We start from the raw sequence: 19,659 nt of genomic DNA, 5'->3' as shown, positions 1-19,659 counted from the left end.
CACCGGGTAACGGGCCGACCGGTCTGCGCCGGTAGACAAACTGGGCGACATATCGGTCTTATCGTACGGCCTCGGTCGGCTGTCACCGGCCCGATCGCGGTGACCGGCCCGGCCAGGGCCGGGCCGGTCACCGCAGGTCAACCAGCCGAGGTCAACCGGCCGTGCAGGCCAGGCCGTTCACCGTGAACGAGGTCGGCCGGGGGTTGCTGCCGGAGTGGGTGCCGTTGAAGCCGATGCTGGTGCTCGCACCGGGCGCCAACCTGCCGTTCCAAGCCGCGTTGCCGGCACTGACCTGGTTGCCGCTCTGCGACCAACTGGCCGACCAGCCCTGGGTCACCTGCTGGCTGCCCGGGAACGCGAACCGCAGCGTCCACCCGTCGATCGTCGACGCACCGGTGTTGGTGATCGTCACCGATCCGGTGAACCCGGTGGACCAGTCGTTGGTGGTGTAGTCGACGCGGCAGCCAAGTACCGGCGGGCCGCCGGTCGGGGTGGGCGACGGTGACCCGGTCGGGGTGGGCGACGGGGTCGGGGTCGGCGAGACGGACGGTGACGGGGTGGGCGAGACGGACGGTGACGGCGACGGGGTCGGTGAGACCGACGGCGTGGGGGTCGGCGACGGTGACGGACCATCCGGCTCCTGTCCCCAGATCAGGGTGCCGGACTCGTAGAGCGGGACCGCCCGGTTCGGTCCGGCGGCCGCCTGGTAGGACGGATCGTTCGCCGGGTCCCAGGTGCCGCCCTCGGCCACCCCGATCTTCAACTGCACCTCCATCCGGTGCGCCGACTGACCGGCCGGCGCGATGGTCTGGCCGGAGCAGTCGACCTCGACGTACCACAGGTCACCCGAGTGCTGCCGGGCCTCGGTGGGTTTCGGACACCCCTGGCTGTACGGGCTGCTCACCTGCAGCGCACCCGCACCGTCGCGGACGAAGTAGTACCGGAACGTCGCGCCGGTCAACGCCCGGGCGGGGAAGGCCGACTTGTTGTAGATCATCACCTTGACCCCGGTCGACCGGGTCTCGTTCTGCATGATCGTCGTCTCGATGGAGATCTCGTCGATGTCCGGCGTCTCCGGCTGCGGGAAGTCCGGCAGCGGCGTGCCGCCGTACTCCTGGTGCAGCCGGACCAGCGCGGAGGTGAAGCCGGCGTTGTAGTCGGTGGCGACCTCGTTCATGACGTAGTCGTCGCGCCGGTCGGTGTAGGCGTCGTCCGGTGCTGACGGGCCGCCGACCAACGCCCCGTACAGCACGTGCCGGGTCTCCTCGGGCACCTGCATGCTGTCCCACCAGGAACCGTGCGCGGTGCGGTGGTGCGGGTTGCGCGGCGGGTTCGCCCCGAACCCGATGACGTAGCTGGAGTTGCGCGGATTGTCGCCGAGCGCGTAGTCGATCTGCCGGACGGCGAAGTCGTGGTAGCGGGTCCGGCGGGTCGGGTCGGTGATGTTGTCGCTGTAGACGAGCGCGGCGAAGGCGGTGTTCGCGGCGTAGCGCAGCGCGCCCCAGGTGTCGAGAACCGCCATCCCGCCCGGTGAGGTGCGCACCTTCTCGCCGTTGACGCCGACGGTCCAGTAGTCCAGCCACCGGTTGGCGTCGTCGATGTACTTCTGCTTGCCGGTCAGGTTGGCCAGCAGCACGTACGCGCCGAACTGCTTGTTGTCCCAGGCGAGGGTCCACTTGTAGGCCCGGGTGTCGGTCTGCGGTTCGGTGCCCAGGTCGTCGTACTCGGCTTCGGCCTTGGCCAGGTAGGACGCCTCGCCGGTGGCCCGGTGCAGCCAGATCGCGCCCCAGACCAGTTCGTCCTGGTATCCGCTCCATGACCGGTAGAAGCTGGTCGCGTCGGTGATGCACTCGTGGTACGCCTTACGCACGGTGTCGGCGAAAGTGTAGAGCTGCCGGGCGTGGCTGACCAGGGTGTCGGCGTACGCCGGATCGGTCGGCCGGAAGACCATCGACGACGCGGCCATCGCGGCCGCCGTCTCCGCCGCCAGGTCCGAGCCACCACAGGTCGCGTCGATGCGGTACGCCGGACGCGCCATCGGCATCACCTCGGCCGGACCCCACCACTTGTGGTCGTCGTCGCCCTTGCCGACCTGGCCGTAGAGCACGTTGGGCGACGGATGCGCCTTGATGAAGTAGTCGTTGACGAACCGCAGGTTGTTCAGCAGGTGCGGCAGCTGCCCGGAGCTGGCGTAGCCGGCCCGGTATTCGACCGCACCCCAGGCCAGCATGGTGGTGGTGAAGGCCATCGGGAATCCGAACTTGACATGGTCCCCGGCGTCGTACCAGCCGCCGGTGAGGTCGAGGCCGACGTCTGCCCCGTCGTCGAGTGCCGAGTCCGCCCGCCACGAGACCCGGTTCCACTGCGGCAGCGGGCCGGACTGCTGCGCCTCGTAGAACAGCAGCGACTTCTGCAGCGCCTCCCCGTAGTTGAACGGTGGCGCTGCAGCGGCACCGGGTCGCGGGACCGCAGCTGTCGCGGCTGCGGCGGTAAGCAGGATGGCCATGCCGGTGGCTGCCAGCCTGCGCCGCCAACGGGTCCGGCCGGCCGGCCGATTGTCTGCGCGCACTACACTCGCTCCTGTCCGTGGAGCCGCGCGCGGCAACGCGTCGTGGAGGACACCGAGGGGCGGATGTGGGCGCATCCGCCCCTCGCCTCATGCTGGTCGCGCTGTCGCGGCGGTCAGCGGCCGGCCCGCCGGTGGGGTGCGGGGCCAGCCGGTAGATGACGGTTGATGGTTCTCGGCTGTTGGTTCACAGGGGTCACGGTGCCAGCCGGCACCGACGCAATGGGAGCGCTCCCATCGACAGGGAACGATCGTCACGCGTACCGATGATTTAACCGCCTCGGACCGGCTTTGGGAAGCCCGTAACCGCGACCAACCGGCCAGGCAAAGGGGCGGGGTCTCCTCCTGCCGTCCTACAGGAGGAGACCCCGCCGTGCCACCCGGGACCTCGCGTCCAACGCACCGGACCCGCACCAGGACCGGGACGTCGGGGCAACCGCCTAGGTCGTGGTGGCGGGAGTCGGTGCCGAGATGTCGACCGGCCGATCGACCAACGGCACCGTGACGCTCATCATTTCCCCGTCGCGCTCGACCGGACCCGGCCGGTGCAGCCGGGCCAGGGTACGCAGCATGCCGAGATCATCGGCGGCGACGTGTGCCACCAACGCCGCCTGCCCGGTCCGACCGGCGTGGCCGGCCAGCCTGCGCAGCAGCGCCGTACCGACCCCACGTCGGCGCCACCCGTCCTCGACCAGCAGTCCGACCTCGCCGAGGGCACCCTCGACGATCAACTGCCCGGCACCGACGATCCGGTCCGCCGCCGCGCTGGAGTCGACCGCGACAAGCAGCACCCCCCGGGGCTGTTCCAGCATCCGCCGCAGCCGGGCGGCGATGACCTCGGACGGTCGACCGAGAAGACCGGGCGTGCGGCTCTCCGGCGAGCACCGGACCACCATCGCGTGCAGCGCGTTGAGATCGTCGGAGACCGCCGGCCGCAGCAGCAACTCGGCACCGTCCGGCATCATCAGCGTCACCTGATCGCCGGTCCGTCGGTTGACCGCCGCCGCCAACTCGACCAGGGCCTGCGCTCGGGCGAACTCGGCAGGGGTGAAGCTCGGCTCCCGCCGGACGACGTCGTAGCAGCCGCCGGCCGGATCCGGCAGCCGCATCGTGTCCGTCGACCGGGCAGCCACCTGCGAAGCTGGTGCCGGCCGCCAGGTCACCGAGCCGGCACCGAGCAGGGTACGCAGCACGTCACCGAGCGCCTCCGGATCGCGGACCAGCCGGTTGGCCAGGGCGAGCGCCCGGGTGGGCTGGTCGGCCAGCCCTCGGGCCTCGGCCCGAGTGGCCCAGGCGTCCCGGCCCCGGCCACGCTCCACTGCCGCGACGAGATCCTTTTCGGTCATCGAGTCGGGCGCGTCAACGAGAAAGTCGTCGACCGCCCCGGCCTCGGTGGTGTGCACCTGGACGGCGAGGATGTTGACCGCGCGCAAGGCCAGGCTGGCGGTCAGCACGGCCAGGTAGCCCGGCCGGTCGTCGACCGTCGCTCTGATCCGCCACAGCGCCATGGCTGCTCCTCTCCCCAGGTGCTCGGTGCCCGCTTGGTCAGCGCCGCACTGCGCCCGCTTCCTACCTTGCCGCCGCGCTGTTTCCCTCAGGTTGCCCGGCGGTGACTTCTCGCGGTGCCGTCTGCGACCTGCGTCTCACCGTCTGGCGGCGACCGGATCGGCGGTCACCAGATCCAACCGGTCGCCCAGGATCACCGTCGCCGCCCGGACCAGCTGCGCTATCCGGTCCACCTCGGTGACGTGGAACGCGGCTGCCGGCAGACCGTCCCCGTCGACCCGGGACACGATCAGCACCAGGCCGGCCCGGCCGAACGGCACCGAGGCGTACCGCACCCCGTCCGGGCCGTCCATCGGCCGGGCACGCAGTGGTGTGACCTCAGGCAGCCGCAGCGGCACCGGCGCGCGCCAACTCGCGTAGGCGACGGCCGGTTCGCCGCCCGTAGGAGACTCGTCCACCGGCACGGTCAGGCCGGTCATGAAGTCGTCGTCGGGCAGTTGACCACCGTCGAACCGCGACTCCGCGCCGGGCGTCGGAGCCGGCCCGGCCAGCCCGGCGGACTGCGCCGTGGCGGCACCGGCCGGCGGCCGGGACGCGCTGCGGATCGCCCAGTCGGCCGGCACCACGGCCGCGGCCGCCCAGTCGGCTGCCAGCAGCCCCGGCACCGCGTCGACCAGCGTGGCCAGGCCGTCAACCGGGTTGGCGGCGACCTGGGCGAGCAGTTCGGCGTCCTGACCTCCGGTCACCGGAGTGCCGATCGCCCGCCAGACGCCGTCGACCTGGACGCCGGGAATCGCGGCGAGGCCGGCGAGCAGCCGGTCGACCCGGGCGGCACCCGGCCACACCACGGTGAAGTCGTCCACCGCCCGACCGCCCAGCCGCTCCAGGACGGTCACCTGGACGATGTCGGCGCCCGCGACGCCGAGTGTGCGGGCCACCTGGCCGAGTGCACCGGGCCGGTCCGGCAGGGTCACGCGAACCCTCAGCAACATGTCAGTCCTCCCGTAACGCAGGCCGGCCCCTCCCCCGGTCGAGAACCAGCCTGCCCGATGACCATTTCATCCCTGTTGCGATGACATGACTCGGCAGGAAAACCCCTGGAGAACAGGGTTGGACATGCTGCACCATCACCCGTTCGGATGATCTTCACCCGGTCAGGCGGAGTCGCTGACAGGCCGACGCACGGTCAGGCCGAGTCGCGGTCAGGCCGACGCACGGTCAGGCCGAGTCGCGGGCGACCATGTGGGTCTCCAGCAGGACGTACGGGACCTGCAGCTCATCGTGCCGGATCCGGGACAGCAGCAGCCGGGCCATCTGCCGGCCCATCTCCTCCACCGGCTGGAAGACGGTGGTCAACGGCGGATCGGACTGCCGGGCGATCGGGGCGTCCTCGAACCCGACCACGGCCACGTCGTCGGGCACCCGACGGCCGGCCTCGCGCAACGCCCGCAGGGCGCCGCAGGCCATCAGGTCGGACGCGACGAACACCGCGTCCAGATCGGGATGGCGCTCCAGCAGCTGGCGCATCGCAGCGGTGCCGCTGCCCTCGCTGAAGTCGCCGTACGCCACCAGGGATTCGCCACCCGGCGGGCCGCTGTGCCGGATCGCCTCGTGGTAGCCGGTCAACCGGGCGACGCCGACCCCCATGTCCTGCGGGCCGGCGATGGTGGCGACTCGCCGCCGGCCGCCGGCCAGCAGGTACTCGACCGCCAACCGGGCGCCCCCGGCGTTGTCGACGTCGACGAAGTAGGCCGGACGCGCGTCCGGATGCAGCATCCGGGCCGGCCGCCCGCCCAGGACGCTGGGCAGACCGCGCTGTTCGAGCAGGGTAGGCAGCGGATCCGCGTCGTGCAGCGACAGCAGCAGTACGCCGTCGACGTGCTGGTTGGTCAGATGGTGCTCGACCCGCTCCCGTTCGGCGGGTGACTGGGCCATCGCCAGCCAGAGCTGCATCGGGGTGTCGAGCAGCCCGGAGCTGATGCCCCGGACGATCCCGGCGAAGAAGGGTTCGCCGAAGACCCGCTCCTCCGATTCGGAGACGACCAACGCGACCGAGTCGGTCCGTTGGGTGACCAGCGCCCGGGCTGCCCGGTTCGGCACGTACCCCAGCTCGGCGATCGCCTGCTGGACCGCTGCCCGCGCCTCGGGGCTGACCTGTGGCGACCCGTTGACGACACGGGACACCGTGCCCCGGCCGACCCCGGCACGCGCGGCAACCGCGTCGAGGGTGGGCCGCCCGAGTGACCGGGTGCGCTGGGTTGTCATCGTCTGTTCCTCCGACCCTTGGGCCGCCGGCGCCGGTTGCAGGGAACCGGCGCCGCGCGGCCCGTTATTGCTGGCTGACCACGCCTATTGTGCGGCCAGACCGTTACGTCGGATCACATCGGCGTACCACCTGGCGCTCGACTTGGGGATCCGAAGCTGGGTGTCGTAGTCGACGTGGATCATGCCGAAGCGCTTCGAATAGCCCCAGGCCCATTCGAAATTATCCATCAAAGACCATGCGAAGTAGCCCCGTACCGGCACTCCGTGCGAGATCGCCTCGTGACAGGCGCGCAGGTGAGCGTCGAAATAGGCCAACCTGTCCGGATCATCGACTTTGTCGTTGACGACGTCGTCGACGTAGGCCGAGCCGTTCTCGGTGATGTAGATCGGCACCTCGGGGTACTCGCCGTTGACCCGGCGCAGCACCTCCACCAGGCCGGGGGCGTCGACCTCCCACCCCATGTCGGTCACCGGGAGCCCGCGGGTGACAAATCGGATCCGCTCGCTACCCGGCCAGCAGGACGGTTCGTCGGCCGCGTCCGGAGCCGGCGCGCCGCTGACCACGTGCCGGCTGTAGTAGTTGATGCCGAGCACGTTCAGCGGAGTGGCGATGACGTCCAGGTCACCCTCACGGACGTGGGCCAAATCGGTCACCGGCTGTAGGTCCGCCACGACGTCCTGCGGGTATCGCCCGAGCAGGATCGGGTCCAGGAAGATCCGGTTGGCCAGACCGTCGATGCGCCGGGCCGCGTCGACGTCGACCGCCGAGTCCGTCTCCGGCGACACCGCGTACAGGTTGAGCGTGACGCCGAAGTCGTGGTCCGGCCGGGCCGCACGCATCGCCTGCACCGCCAGACCGTGGCCGAGCATCAGGTGATGGGCGGCCCGGACCGAGTCGGCGCCGTCGGTGATCCCGGGGGCGTGCACGCCCGAGCCGTAACCCAGGAAGGCCGAGCACCAGGGCTCGTTGAGCGTGGTCCAGTACCGCACCCGGTCACCAAGCGCCCCGTGCACCAGCTCCGCGTAGTCGGCGAACCGGGCCGCGGTGTCCCGGGCCGGCCACCCGCCGGCGTCCTCCAGCGGCTGCGGCAGATCCCAGTGGTAGAGGGTCAGCCACGGCTCGATGCCCTGGGCCAGCAGCTCGTCGACCAGCCGACGGTAGAAGTCCAGCCCGGCCTGGTTGGCCCCGCCGGACCCGTCGGGCTGCACCCGTGGCCAGGACACTGAGAACCGGTACGACTTGAGGCCGAGCTCGGCCATCAACCCGACGTCCTCGCGGTAACGGTGGTAGTGGTCGCAGGCCACGTCCCCACTGTCCCCGCCGAGCACCTTGCCCGGGGTGTGGCTGAAGGTGTCCCAGATGGACGGCTTGCGGCCGTCGATGTTCGCTGCGCCCTCGATCTGGTACGCCGCGGTGGCGGCACCCCAGAGGAACCCGGGTGGGAAGAGTAGCTGCCCGGAGCCTTCGCGGAACTCGGCGGTCTGCGGAGTTGCTGCTTTGGTCACGACTTGACGGCGCCTTCCATGATGCCGCCGATGATCTGGCGGCCGAAGAGGATGAAAACAACGAACAGCGGGAGCGTCGCGATCAGCGTTCCCGCGAAAATCTGGGAATTGTCGGCGAAGTACGCCGAGTTCAGGCTGCGCAGGGAGATCTGCACCGTCGGGTTGGTCGGGTCGGCGAGGACCACGAACGGCCAGAAGAACTGGTTCCACTGCTCCATGAAGGTCAGCAGACCGAGCACCGCCGCCGCCGGGCGCAGCGCCGGCACGACCACGTGCCAGAAGATCCGCCAGGTGGAGCAGCCGTCCACCCGGGCTGCCTCGATCAACTCGTTGGGCACCGCCTGTTCGGCGTACTGCCGCATCATGAAGATCCCGAAGCCACCGATCAGGAACGGCACGATCACCGACGGCATGCGGTTCAGCCAGCCGAGCTCGGACATCAGAATGTAGAGCGGGAGCACGCCGAGCTGGATCGGGATCATCATCGAGGCGAGCACGATGAGCAGCAGCGCGTTCTTGCCTCGGAAACGCAGTTTGGCGAAGGCAAAGCCGGCGAGCGAGCCGAAGAAGACGGTCGCCACGGTGATGGTGCCGGACACCAGGACCGAGTTCATCAGCCCTTTGAGAATGTTGGCGTCCTGGTTGGCCAGCACTCGGCCGATGTTCTCACCGAGGTTGCCGCCGGGCAGGAACGGCGGCGGCCAGGCGTTGGCGGCGTCGTTGGTCCGCGACGCGATGACGATCATCCAGTAGAACGGGAAGAACGACAGGAGCACGCCGAGGATCAGGCCGAACCAGGTCAACGGGCTCGCCTTGAACAGCCGCTCCGAGGTCGACGACGGGCCCTTGCCGCGCTTGGGCTTGTTGGCCACGGGTTGCAGGGTTGCGGTGGTCATCGCGCCTCACTTGTCCGAGCTGATCCGGCGGGCCAGCAGATAGTTGACCAGCGACATGAACGCGATGAGCAGGAAGAGCAGCAGCGACACGGCGCCTGCGTAGCCCCACTGGAACCGCTGGTTCATGACGTCGAGCAGGTACATGGTGATCGTCTGGAACTGACCCTGGGAACCGCCGGAGATGCCGCCGGGTCCGCTGGTGAACAGCAGCGGCTCGGTGAACAGCTGCAGTCCGCCGATCGTCGAGATGATCAGGGTGAAGATGATGGTGGGTCGCAGCTGCGGCACGGTGATCGACCAGAACTGACGGGTCCGCGACGCGCCGTCGAGGGCGGCGGCCTCATACATGTCCTTCGAGATCGCCTGCATCGCGGCCAGGTAGATCAGCGCGTTGTAGCCGATCCACCGCCAGTCGACCATGGTGGAGATGGCGAACCAGGACCCGAGCTTGCTCGCCCGGAAGTCGATCGGCTCGATGCCGAACAGCGACAGCAGCCAGTTGACCAGGCCGAAGTCCCGCGCGTAGATCATGGAGAAGATCAAGGCGACGACCGCGGTCGAGGTGATGATCGGCATGGCGATGGCCAGCCGGAAGAACGTCTGTCCCTTGATCCGCCGGTTCAGCGCGTTGGCCAGCATCAGCGCGATCAGCAACTGCGGGACGGTGGACATCAGGAACATGCCGAACGTGTTGTAGACGGCGTTCCAGAACTGCGGGTCGTCGGTGATCAGCCGGACGAAGTTGTCCAGGCCGACGAAGCTGATCTCGGCGTTGAGCGGCGACCGGTCGGTCAGCGCGATCCAGACGGTGTAGACGATCGGATAGACGCCGAAGATCGCGAAGATCACGAAGAACGGCAGGACGTAGAGGTAGGGGGAGAGTTTGAGGTCCAGTCGGGTCAGCGAGCGGCGCCGGGCCGCCCCACCGCCGGCCGGACCCGCCCGGTGGCCGCGTGGCTGCGCCGACGCGGGGGTGTCTAGCTCCAGGCTCATCGGGAAAGTCCTTCAGTTGTACGGCGGCCGGCCGACGTCGGCCAGGGAGGTCAACGCGCCGCTGGCACCGCGACGCGGCGGGAGAGATGGCGCCGGCAGGTCCTGCCGGCGCCATCTCTCACCCGGGTTGTGACACCGCGTTATCGGCCGGCGGCCGTGCCGTTCGTGATGGCGTCCTGCCACCCCTCTTCCGGCGACTGGCCCTGCTCGACCGCCCGCAGCGCGTTCTCCACCGCGGTACGGACCGCCTGGTTCTTCGGGCCGAGGTAGACCGGCTTGAGCTCACTGGCACCGGCGGCGAAGATCTCGCCGGTCGGGGCGTCGGAGAAGTACTCGTTGACCGCCTCGGCGACCTTCGGGTCGGCCAGCGCCTGCGGCGACGACGGCAGGTTGCCGACCGCCTCGAAGGCGGCGACGTGGCCCTCCGGGCTGGTCAGGTACTTGACCAACTCGGCGGCGGCGGCCTGGTACTTGCTGGAGGTCGGCACCGCCAGGAACGAACCGCCCCAGTTGCCGCCGTTGCCCGGCGCCTTGGCGATGTCCCACTTGCCGGCGGCCTCCGGGCCGGCCTGGCCCTCGATGACACCGGTCATCCAGGCCGGGCAGGCGATGGTGGCGAAGGTGGCGTTCTTGAAGCCGGCGTTCCACTCGTTGGAGAACGACTGCAGGTTGTTCGACAGCCCTGCCTCGATCATGTCGGTGGTGAGGTCGAACGCGGCCTTCACGTCCGGGTTGCTCTCCATGACGAACTGGTTCTCAGTGTCGTAGTAGGTGTACCCGGTGCCCTCGCCGGCGATCTGGCTCAGCACCAGGTTGTAGAAGCTGGTCGCCGAGTCGACGAACGCCTTGTCCGGCGTGGCCTCCTTGAACTCCTGGCCGACCGCGATGAAGTCGTCCCAGCTCGACCAGAGCGCGCCGACCTCATCCCGGTCGGTCGGCAGACCCGCCGCCTCGAACAGGTCCGAGCGGTAGCACAGGGCCATCCCGCCGACGTCGGTGCCGAGCCCGAGCACCTTGCCGTCGGGCAGCACGCCGGCTTCCCACTTCCACGGCAGGAAGTTGCCCTCGAGTTCGTTGGCGCCGTGCTCACCGAGGTCGACGAACTTGTCGGCCTGGGCGAAGAACTGCGACATCGTGCCCTCTTCGATCGCCACCACGTCCCCGGCACCGGAGCCGGCGGTGATCTGCTGGGTGAGTCGGGTGTTGTAGTCGCCGAGGCCGAGGCCGATGCCTCGCTGCTGAACGGTGACGTTCGGGTTGTCGGCCTCGTACTGCTCGATCAACTCGTCGTATCCGAAGCCTGCGTCGCCGAAGATGTCGACGACCAGGGTGATCGGGCCGTCCGGATCTGAATCGGCGTCGTCGGAGCCGCAGGCCGTGGCCGTCAACATGACAGCGGAGGCGAGTGCGACCGCGGCGTACCGCCGGAGCGTGACGCTCATCCTGACCCCTCTCAAGGTCGCTTTCTGTGGTGGGGGGTAACCGTGTGGTGTCCGCCGCGACAACGGGAACTGCGTTGGCGAAAGGGGTCCGTCGCCGGGGAGCGGGCACTGCACGACCGCACTCCGCGGTTGGTCAAGCAAGTGACGTGGATCTCACTCACCCCGGCCGGGAGCGCTCCCATGAGATTGCCGGGAGGTTTCGGAGGTGTCAAGAGGCCGATGGGAGCGTTCCCATTTCGTTACTGCCGAATCCCGGGCGCTCCCGGGTCAGATTCAGGTCGGCCCGGCCGGCCCGGCGGTCAGGCCGACCGGGTGGTCAGGTCAGCCGGGTGGTCAGGCCGACCGGGTGGTCAGGCCGACCGGGTGGTCAGGTCAGCCGGCGCAGCAGGGTGGTGACCCGCGCCGGGTCGAACCCGAACCGATCGAACGTCGCGCTCACCCAGTCGGCCATCTCGGCGTGACGCGGATGCGCCGGATCGGCGATCGCGGCCCGGAACTCGGTGTACCCGAAGGCACCACCGACGTCCTCTGGGGGGCACGCCTGGTCCCCGTCGACACAGAGCGGATAGCGCACGTCCGGTTCGGGCGCGGTGACGTCCTCGACGACGACGTCGTGCTCCCACCAGTCACCGAAGTCGTACGTGTAGCGGAACCGGGCCCCCTTGGTGGCCACGGCGTCCAACCGGGTGTCCAGTTCGTCACGCAGCAGCAGTTCCCCGGCCGGATCCGGCTCGCCGTACTGCGCTCCGTTGATCTCGAACGAGTGCAGGTGGCAGTCGCGCCAGCCCATCGCGTGCTGAATCACCCGGTGCACCCGGTCGAGCGTGTACCCGCCCGGCACCTGGACGCGGCGCCACACCGGCGGCGCGATGTCGGACAGGGTGACCAGCAGGTGGAAGATCTGACGGGGCATGGCCGCCCTTTCTCTGACCTAGGCTCGAACCCATGATCTGCGCTGCGTGCCGGAGAGGCCAGCACGATGGGTGTCGGGGTGGTAACTGGTGCGACTGTCAGCACCGTACCCCCGCTCCGACTCCACCGGTCACCGGTCCGGCCGGCGAATGACCGACCACCCACCGGCCCCGGACGCGCGGACCCCGGACCCGCCGGTCCGCCGGTTCGGGCCACAGCCGGCCGGGTCCGTGCTGGACGACCCGGCCCTGATCGAGGCGTACGCCGTCGCGCCTCACGACCAGCTCAGGGTGAACTTCGTGACCAGCGTGGACGGGGCGGTCGCGGTGGCCGGCCGGTCCGCCGGGTTGTCCGGACGCGCGGACAAACGGGTCTTCGGCGTACTACGGATGCTCTGCGACGCGCTGCTGGTCGGTGCCGGCACCCTGCGCCAGGAGCAGTACCGGGCGCTGCGGCTGGACGACCGGCGCCGCCGCTGGCGCCGGCAGCACGGCCTACCCACCCATCCCACCCTGGTCGTCGTCTCCGCCTCGCTCGATCTCGACCCGGACCAACCGGCCCTGGCCGACGCACCGACGCGGCCGATCGTGCTCACCACGACCGACGCGCCGGCCGAACGGCGACGTCGACTGGCCCGGGTCGCGGAGATCGTCCCGGCCGGCGAGCGCACCCTCGATCTGACCGCCGGACTGAGCCAGCTGCGCACCCGTGGCCACCGTCGGCTGCTCTGCGAGGGTGGTCCGATGCTGCTCGGTTCGCTGACCGCCGCCGACCTGGTCGACGAACTCTGCCTGACGGTATCCCCGCTGCTCGCCGGTGCCGGTGCCGGCCGGATCAGCGCGGGTCCGGCCAGCCCGGTGCGGCAGCTACGGCTGGGCCAGGTGCTGGCCGCCGACGACGGCACGCTGCTGCTCCGCTACACCCGGCCCGACCCGACCACCACCGGATAGTCACTGTGAGTCAGGCAATGATCACCTGAGGGCAGCGGATCGGGTCGACCGAAACCCACCGTCGGCGAATTCAGCCGGCCGCGCCGAGTCGGATGCCGTACTGGTCGTACCCGTGGGGCAGGATGCAACCCGTGGGCACGACGCAACCGGACTTCAGCGACCAGTCCATCACCATGAGTGACACAACACCGGAGGGTGCGCCGGTGGGCCGGGTGCTGGGTACCGCCGACGCCACCCCACTGCAGTTCTGGACCGCGGTCGGCCCCGGCAGCTATCTGCAACTGGACGACGTCGTGGTGACCCGCCGCGAGCTGCCGGGCACCGAGCCGGTGACCATCGCCGGGGTGGTCACCCAGGTCCGGGCCCGCCACGAAGGGGCGCAGTTCGACTCCGACGTGTTCGCCATCGCCGACGGCACCCTGCCCGCCCAGGTGCAGGAGGCCGCCGAGATCACCGCCACCCGGGTCGATCCGGAGATCTACGTACCGCCGGAGCCGGGCGCCCCGGTGTGGCGGGCCGAAGGCGACGCCCGCGCCCGCGCCCTGCACTTCGACCGGATGGAGCGCCGGATCCCGATGGGCACCGGCCGCGACGGGGTGCCGGTCTACCTCAACGCCGACTTCCTCGACGGCCAGCGCGGCGCACACGTGTCCATCTCCGGCATCTCCGGCGTCGCCACCAAGACCAGCTTCGCCACGTTCCTGCTCTACTCGGTGTTCCGCTCCGGCACTCTCGGCGGCGACGCGGTCAACGCCAAGGCGCTGATCTTCAACGTCAAGGGCGAGGACCTGCTCTTCCTCGACCATCCCAACGTCCGGCTCGACGAGGCGACGACCGCCGCGTACGCCAAGCTCGGCCTGCCCGCCGGCGCCTTCCCGGACGTACGGGTGTACGCCCCGCCGCGCGCCGGCGACGCCTCCGGCACCCCCGACGTGACCAGCCGGCTCACCGGCGTGGACAGCTTCTACTGGACGGTCGCCGAGTTCTGCGACCAGCGGCTGCTGCCGTACGTGTTCGCCGACGCCGACGACGAACGCCAGCAGTACACGATGGTGGTGCACGCGGTCACCGCGTACCTGCACCGGCACGCGCAGCCGGCCGACGGCGGCATCAGCATCGACGGCCGACGGATCGGCTCGTACGGGGATCTGGTCGACCACATCGTCGACCAGCTCGGCGACGAGGAGACCCGGGCGGCGTGGGCCGGCTCGGCGGTCGGCATGGGCACGGTGAACGCCTTCGCCCGCCGGCTGATCAGCAGCAAACGCGACCTGGCCCGGCTGATTCGCGGCGATCTGGCCGCCCGTCGCCCGCACCAGATCAACACCGCCGAGAGCGCCCAGGTCACCGTCGTCGACCTGCACAACCTGCCGGACCGGGCACAGCGGTTCGTGGTCGGCGTGACCCTCAAGGGCGAGTTCGAGCGCAAGGAGCGGGCCGGCACCGCCAAGCCGCTGCTGTTCGTCGTGCTCGACGAGCTCAACAAGTACGCCCCCCGGGACGGGTCGTCGCCGATCAAGGAGGTGCTGCTCGACATCGCCGAGCGGGGCCGCTCGCTCGGGGTGATCCTGATCGGTGCCCAGCAGACCGCCAGCGAGGTGGAGCGGCGGATCGTCACCAACTCGGCGGTCCGGGTGGTCGGCCGGCTCGACCCGGCCGAGGCGTCCCGGCCGGAGTACGGCTTCCTGCCGGCGGTGCAGCGGCAGCGGGTGCTGCTGGCCAAGCCGGGCACGATGTTCGTCAACCAGCCGGACATCCCGGTCCCGCTGTGCCTGGAGTTCCCGTTCCCGGCCTGGGCCACCCGCTCGTCGGAGGCCGGCGACGCGCCGTCGGGCACACTGCGCTCGATCGTGCAGGCCGCTGACCCGTTCGCGGTGGTCGGCGGCCGGTCCACCGGCGACGACGACATCCCGTTCTAACCGTTCTGCCGTTCTGACCCTGAGGTCGAGGAGGTTCCCCCGGATGCGGATCCTGCACACCTCCGACTGGCACGTCGGCAAGGTCCTCAAGGGACAGGCCCGGTTGCCCGAGCAGATCAAGGTGCTCGCCCGGGTGGTCGAGATCGCCCGTACCGAACGCCCGGACCTGGTGATCGTCGCCGGTGACCTGTACGACACCTCCGCTCCCGGACCGGACGCCACCCGGGTGGTCACCCGGGCGTTGACCGCGTTGCGCGGCACCGGCGCCGACGTGGTGGCGATCGGCGGCAACCATGACAACGGGGCCGCGCTGGACGCGCTGCGGCCGTGGGCCGACGCCGCCGGCATCACCATGCGCGGCGCCGTCCGGGACACCCCGGACGAGCACGTGATCACCGGCACCACCGGTGACGGCGAACGGTGGCGGCTGGTCGCGCTGCCGTTCCTGTCCCAGCGGTACGCCGTCCGGGCCACCGAGATGTATCAACTGACCGCGGCCGAGGCCAACCAGACGTACGCCGACCACATCGGACGGGTGCTCGCCCGGCTCACCGAAGGGTTCGGTGAGCCCGGTGTGGTCGATCTGATCACCGCCCACCTGACCGTGGTCGGTGGGCGGTCCGGCGGCGGCGAGCGGGAGGTGCACACCGTCCTCGGGTACGCCGTACCGGCCACCGTCTTCCCGACCGGGGCGCACTACGTGGCGCTCGGCCACCTGCACCGCGCCCAGCAGCTCGAAGCGCCCTGCCCGGTGCGCTACAGCGGCAGTCCGCTGCCCATCGACTTCGGCGAGGAGGACAACGTCGGGTCGGTCAGCATCGTCGACGTCACCGCCGGCACCGCCGCCCGGGTACGCGAGGTACCGGTGGACGCCGCGACCCCGCTGCGTACCGTCCGCGGCACCCTCGACGAACTGGCCGCCGGCGAGTACGGCGACGCCTGGCTGCGGGTGTTCATCCGGGAGACACCCCGGGCCGGGCTGCGTGAGGAGGTGCAGGCACTGCTGCCCCGGGCGTTGGACGTGCGCATCGACCCGGAGTTCGCCCGGTCCGCGTCCGCCGCCGGTGCGACGCGCACCCCGCAGCGGGCCGGCCGGGCACCCGGGCAACTGTTCGCCGACTACCTGGACGCGCGCGGGCACGGCGACGACGACGTACGGACCCTGTTCGACACGCTGTACGAGGAGGTGACCTCGTCGTGAGGCCGCTACGGCTGGACCTGGCCGGATTCACCGTGTTCCGGGAGGAGACCACGGTCGACTTCACCGACGCCGACTTCTTCGCCCTCGTCGGGCCGACCGGGTCGGGCAAGTCCAGCATCCTCGACGCGATCTGTTTCGCCCTGTACGGCGTGGTGCCGCGCTGGGGCAGCAGCCGGGGCATCGCCTCCGCGCTGGCACCGTCGGCCACCGAGGCCCGGGTGCGGCTGGTGTTCGAGAGCGCCGGCAGCCGCTACGTCGCCACCCGGGTGATCCGCCGCGACTCGCGGGGCGCGGTCAAGACCGGCAACGCCGGCCTGCAGTTGATGCCGCCCGGGTTCGACGTGACCCGGCTGGACACCGGGATGAGCCCGGACGATCTCGGCGAGGTGCTGGCCGGCACGCCTGCCGAGATGGAGCAGGCCGTGCTGGACGCGGTCGGGCTGCCGTACGAGCAGTTCACCACCTGCGTGCTGCTGCCGCAGGGCCGGTTCGCCGACTTCCTGCACGCCAAGCCGGCCACCCGCCAGCAGATCCTGGTCAACCTGCTCGGGCTGCACGTCTACGAACGCGTCCGGGAGCGGGCCACCGCCCGGGCGGGGGCCGCCGAGGCGGCGGTGGCGGCGGTGGACCAGCTGCTCGGCGGCCTCGCCGACGCCGACGAGGCGGCGGTGGCGGCCGCGGCGGGTCAGGTCGACGCGATGCGGGCGTTGGCGACCGCGGTCGACGCCGCGCTGCCCCGGTTGGCGCAGGCCCAGCAGGCGGTGGCGACCGCGGCCGACCAGGTGACGGCCCTGGACGACGAGGTCGGGCTGTTGGCCGGCGTCGCCGCACCGGCGGCTGCCGCCCGGCTGGCCGATCAGGCGGCGGCCGCCCGGGTCGCCGCCGTCGACGCGGACCGGGCCGTCGCCGACGCCGAGGAACGCGAGGAGAAGGTCCGCGCCGAACTGGCCGCCATCGGTGACCCGGCCGACCGGCGGCTGCTGCTGCAGACACACGCCGAACGGGACCGGGTCGCCGCCGAATCGGCCGAGCTGGCTCCGGCGCTCGCCGCCGCGCAGGCCGAACAGGTCGCCAGCCAGGCGGCGCTGCGGTCGGCCCGGTCCGCCGCCGAGGCGGCGGACCGCGAGTTGGACCGCGCCCGGCAGACGTACCAGGAGGCGCAGTCCGCCGACCTGGCCGCCGCGTTACGCCACGAGCTCGTCGCCGGGGCGGACTGTCCGGTCTGCGCGCAGCCGGTGAGCACGGTGCCGCCGGTGCCGGCTGGGTCCCGGGTCGCCGAGGCGAAGTCCGCCGGTCAGGCCGCCCGGGCCGCCGCCGACCAGGCCCGCCAGGCGGTCACCGAGGCCGAGCAGTCGCTGCGCGGGGTGGAGCGGGCCGTCGACCGGGCCAGGGTACGGGCAGAGCAGCTGACCGCCCGGCTGGCGCAACTCGACGCCCGGTTGTCCGACTCGCCCGGCGCCGACGCGTTGCGCACCGATCTGGCCACGGTCGACCGGTTACAGCGCGCCCTCGACGACGCCGGTGGCCAGGTCCGCCGGGCCCGGGAGGCGGCCCGTCAGGCGCAACGCGCCGCCGTGACCGGCGAACAGCGGCTGCAGGCCGGCTGGCGGGAGTTCGACGCCGGCCGGGACGCCGTCGCCCGGCTGGCGCCACCGGCCGCCGACCGCACCGATCTGGCCGCAGCGTGGACGCTACTGACCGACTGGGCGCACCAGTTGCTCGCCGAGCGCCGCACGGCGCGGGCGGAGGCGGACGCTCGGCTGGCTTCGGCCCGGTCAGCGGCCAGCGGCGTCGCCGCCGACATCGACGCGCTGTTCGTCGCCGCCGAGCTGGCACCGCCGGCCGGTGCCGATCCGGCCGGCTACCGGCAGGCGGCCGCGCTGGCGGTCCAGCGGGCGCAGACCGACCACGAACGGATCACCGAACGGTTCGCCCAGGCAGGTGAGCTGCGCGGCCGGCGGGCCGACCAGGAGCGGCAGGCCCAGCTGGCCCGGACGTTGGCCGGGCACCTGCGGGCCAACAACTTCGAGCGGTGGCTGCTGGTCGAGGCGCTGGACCTGCTGGTCGACGGCGCGTCGCGGATCCTGCGGGAGCTCTCCAGCGGTCAGTACGAGCTGGTGCACGACGCCGGTGAGTTCTTCGTCGTCGACCACCACGACGCCGGACTGCGCCGCGGGGTACGCACCCTGTCCGGCGGGGAGACCTTCCAGGCGTCGCTGGCGCTCGCCCTGTCGTTGTCGGAACAACTGGCCGGGATGTCGGCCAGCGCCGCCAGTCTGGAGTCGATCGTGCTGGACGAGGGCTTCGGCTCACTGGACGCGGCCACCTTGGACACCGTCGCCGCGACCTTGGAAGGGCTCGCCGCCCGAGGTGACCGGATGGTCGGCCTGGTGACCCACGTCCCGGCGCTAGCCGAGCGGGTACCGGTCCGGTTCGAGGTCAGCAAGGACGCCCGTACGGCCCGGGTCCGGCGGAGCGGGCTGTGACCGCGACCGTGACGGGCCGGCCGGCCACCGGGGTCCGCTGGTTCGTCGAGGGCTGGCAACCCGGCTACGGCACGTCGTTCGAGGCCGCCGACCCGGGTGGCCCCGGCGCCGCCGACGACGGTCAGGACGCCGCCGACCTCGCCGTGGAGCTGGATCCGGCGGCGTGGCGGCCGTTGCGCCAGCCGGCCGACGTGCGCGCACCGGACGTGGTGCTGCTGGTCGACGGGGTGCGTCGGATCGACGCCTCGTTGTGGAGCGAGGAGCCCGACGGAGTCTCGTACCCGGCGCTGGCCGCCTCGTACGCCGCCGGTGTGGTGCGCTGTGACCTGCGGCGCGGGGCTGCCCGGTTGGCCGGAGCCCGTACCGAGCGGGGCCTGTTCACGCCGAGCACCGCCGCCACCGACCTGGTCGTCGGGCGGGTGCGCTATCCGGCGCGGCGGGTCGACGACGCCGATCCGGCCGTACTGCCGCAGGCGGTGCAGCCGGCGCTGGCCGCGCTGGAGATCGCCGTCTCCGAGCAGGCCCGCGCCGACGGCGCGGACGACCCGGCGGATCTGCTGGTGGTGGACGGTCCGCTGCGCGGGCGCCGGCTGCCGAACACGGTCGGCTACGTCAAGTCGCAGCGCCAGCCGTACCTGCCGGCGAGTCTGATCCCGGTGGTGACCGCGCTGCAACCGGCGGAACGCAGCCCGGTCTTCCTGCGCGGCACCCGGTGGCGCAGCTACTCGTGGTATCTGCGGCTGCCCGGACCGCGGGGCGCGCCGTGGGCGGGCATCGTCCGGGTGGAGTGCCGGCCAGACCTGACGCCGCAGGCGGCGATCGCGCTGGCCGACCTCACGCTGGCGACGCTGCCCCGGTTCGCCTCGGCTCCGTACAAGGACCCCCGGGCACCGCAGAACCTGGTGCCGATCGCCGGGCTGGAGCGACGGCTGCGGGCGATGCTCGGCGACGCCCGGCTGCTGCACCGGGCGCTCAGCCTCTCGGCGGCCGGGCAGGAGAGTCCGGCGTGGCGGTGAC

Annotated in this window: 14 protein-coding genes; 5 read left to right on the top strand and 9 right to left on the bottom strand. The window is 71.3% G+C overall.

All coding sequences use genetic code 11. The features are described from left to right. Positions 1-151 precede the first annotated feature (151 nt). From O7629_RS06955 to O7629_RS06915, 9 genes are all read right to left on the bottom strand, one after another. Positions 152-2,506 (bottom strand): glycoside hydrolase family 9 protein, encoded by a 2,355-nt coding sequence (locus O7629_RS06955; RefSeq protein WP_278174440.1) that lies wholly within the window; start codon positions 2,504-2,506, stop codon positions 152-154. Between the two features lie 500 nt (positions 2,507-3,006). Next, positions 3,007-4,074: a GNAT family N-acetyltransferase gene (locus tag O7629_RS06950; protein WP_278168209.1), complete on the bottom strand. Its 1,068-nt coding sequence runs from the start codon at positions 4,072-4,074 to the stop codon at positions 3,007-3,009. Positions 4,075-4,209: 135 nt separating this feature from the next. Further along, positions 4,210-5,064, bottom strand: a complete 855-nt coding sequence (locus tag O7629_RS06945) for an amino acid-binding protein (RefSeq protein WP_278168208.1) — start codon at positions 5,062-5,064, stop codon at positions 4,210-4,212. A gap of 226 nt (positions 5,065-5,290) precedes the next feature. Beyond that, positions 5,291-6,337, bottom strand: a complete 1,047-nt coding sequence (locus tag O7629_RS06940) for a LacI family DNA-binding transcriptional regulator (protein WP_123600762.1) — start codon at positions 6,335-6,337, stop codon at positions 5,291-5,293. A gap of 84 nt (positions 6,338-6,421) precedes the next feature. Next, positions 6,422-7,843 carry a GH1 family beta-glucosidase gene (locus O7629_RS06935; protein ID WP_278168207.1) on the bottom strand — a complete coding sequence of 474 codons (1,422 nt, stop codon included), beginning with the start codon at positions 7,841-7,843 and terminating at the stop codon, positions 6,422-6,424. Beyond that, the gene (locus O7629_RS06930; protein WP_278168206.1) at positions 7,840-8,739 is read right to left on the bottom strand and encodes a carbohydrate ABC transporter permease; all 900 of its coding nucleotides are present in this window, start codon (positions 8,737-8,739) and stop codon (positions 7,840-7,842) included. Before O7629_RS06930 ends, O7629_RS06935 begins: the two co-directional genes overlap by 4 nt. 6 nt (positions 8,740-8,745) lie before the next feature. Continuing rightward, a complete protein-coding gene (locus tag O7629_RS06925; protein ID WP_278168205.1) occupies positions 8,746-9,732 on the bottom strand; it encodes a sugar ABC transporter permease in 987 nt (328 codons plus the stop codon). Between the two features lie 140 nt (positions 9,733-9,872). Then, a complete protein-coding gene (locus O7629_RS06920; protein ID WP_278168204.1) occupies positions 9,873-11,174 on the bottom strand; it encodes an extracellular solute-binding protein in 1,302 nt (433 codons plus the stop codon). A gap of 367 nt (positions 11,175-11,541) precedes the next feature. Continuing rightward, a complete protein-coding gene (locus tag O7629_RS06915) occupies positions 11,542-12,087 on the bottom strand; it encodes a plasmid pRiA4b ORF-3 family protein (RefSeq protein WP_278168202.1) in 546 nt (181 codons plus the stop codon). An 85-nt stretch (positions 12,088-12,172) separates the two neighbouring features. Between O7629_RS06915 and O7629_RS06910 the strand changes: the two genes are divergently transcribed. The 5 genes from O7629_RS06910 (at position 12,173) to O7629_RS06890 (ending at position 19,658) form a co-directional block, all read left to right on the top strand. Then, positions 12,173-13,036, top strand: a complete 864-nt coding sequence (locus tag O7629_RS06910) for a pyrimidine reductase family protein (protein ID WP_278174439.1) — start codon at positions 12,173-12,175, stop codon at positions 13,034-13,036. A 173-nt stretch (positions 13,037-13,209) separates the two neighbouring features. After that, positions 13,210-14,955 carry an ATP-binding protein gene (locus O7629_RS06905; protein WP_278174438.1) on the top strand — a complete coding sequence of 582 codons (1,746 nt, stop codon included), beginning with the start codon at positions 13,210-13,212 and terminating at the stop codon, positions 14,953-14,955. A gap of 43 nt (positions 14,956-14,998) precedes the next feature. Then, positions 14,999-16,156, top strand: coding sequence for an exonuclease SbcCD subunit D (locus tag O7629_RS06900; RefSeq protein ID WP_278168200.1), 1,158 nt, complete (start codon positions 14,999-15,001; stop codon positions 16,154-16,156). Further along, positions 16,153-18,642: an SMC family ATPase gene (locus O7629_RS06895; protein ID WP_278168199.1), complete on the top strand. Its 2,490-nt coding sequence runs from the start codon at positions 16,153-16,155 to the stop codon at positions 18,640-18,642. The genes O7629_RS06900 and O7629_RS06895 overlap by 4 nt, the downstream gene beginning before the upstream one ends. After that, on the top strand, positions 18,639-19,658 hold the full coding sequence (locus O7629_RS06890; protein WP_278168198.1) for a hypothetical protein: 1,020 nt from the start codon (positions 18,639-18,641) through the stop codon (positions 19,656-19,658). The genes O7629_RS06895 and O7629_RS06890 overlap by 4 nt, the downstream gene beginning before the upstream one ends. Position 19,659 lies beyond the last annotated feature (1 nt).

The sequence above is a fragment of the Solwaraspora sp. WMMD792 genome (assembly GCF_029626105.1).
In the GTDB taxonomy this organism is placed as follows: Bacteria; Actinomycetota; Actinomycetes; order Mycobacteriales; family Micromonosporaceae; genus Micromonospora_E.
The sequence above is the reverse complement of the archived record's forward strand: the minus strand, read 5'-3'. Positions and strand labels throughout refer to the sequence as shown.

What these genes read in the sequence shown, in the direction of transcription:
- O7629_RS06955 (WP_278174440.1), bottom strand. Translation starts at nt 2,506, where the DNA reads ATGGCCATCCTGCTTACCGCCGCAGCCGCGACAGCTGCGGTCCCGCGA.
- O7629_RS06950 (WP_278168209.1), bottom strand. Translation starts at nt 4,074, where the DNA reads ATGGCGCTGTGGCGGATCAGAGCGACGGTCGACGACCGGCCGGGCTAC.
- O7629_RS06945 (WP_278168208.1), bottom strand. Translation starts at nt 5,064, where the DNA reads ATGTTGCTGAGGGTTCGCGTGACCCTGCCGGACCGGCCCGGTGCACTC.
- O7629_RS06940 (WP_123600762.1), bottom strand. Translation starts at nt 6,337, where the DNA reads ATGACAACCCAGCGCACCCGGTCACTCGGGCGGCCCACCCTCGACGCG.
- O7629_RS06930 (WP_278168206.1), bottom strand. Translation starts at nt 8,739, where the DNA reads ATGACCACCGCAACCCTGCAACCCGTGGCCAACAAGCCCAAGCGCGGC.
- O7629_RS06925 (WP_278168205.1), bottom strand. Translation starts at nt 9,732, where the DNA reads ATGAGCCTGGAGCTAGACACCCCCGCGTCGGCGCAGCCACGCGGCCAC.
- O7629_RS06920 (WP_278168204.1), bottom strand. Translation starts at nt 11,174, where the DNA reads ATGAGCGTCACGCTCCGGCGGTACGCCGCGGTCGCACTCGCCTCCGCT.
- O7629_RS06915 (WP_278168202.1), bottom strand. Translation starts at nt 12,087, where the DNA reads ATGCCCCGTCAGATCTTCCACCTGCTGGTCACCCTGTCCGACATCGCG.
- O7629_RS06905 (WP_278174438.1), top strand. Translation starts at nt 13,210, where the DNA reads ATGAGTGACACAACACCGGAGGGTGCGCCGGTGGGCCGGGTGCTGGGT.
- O7629_RS06900 (WP_278168200.1), top strand. Translation starts at nt 14,999, where the DNA reads ATGCGGATCCTGCACACCTCCGACTGGCACGTCGGCAAGGTCCTCAAG.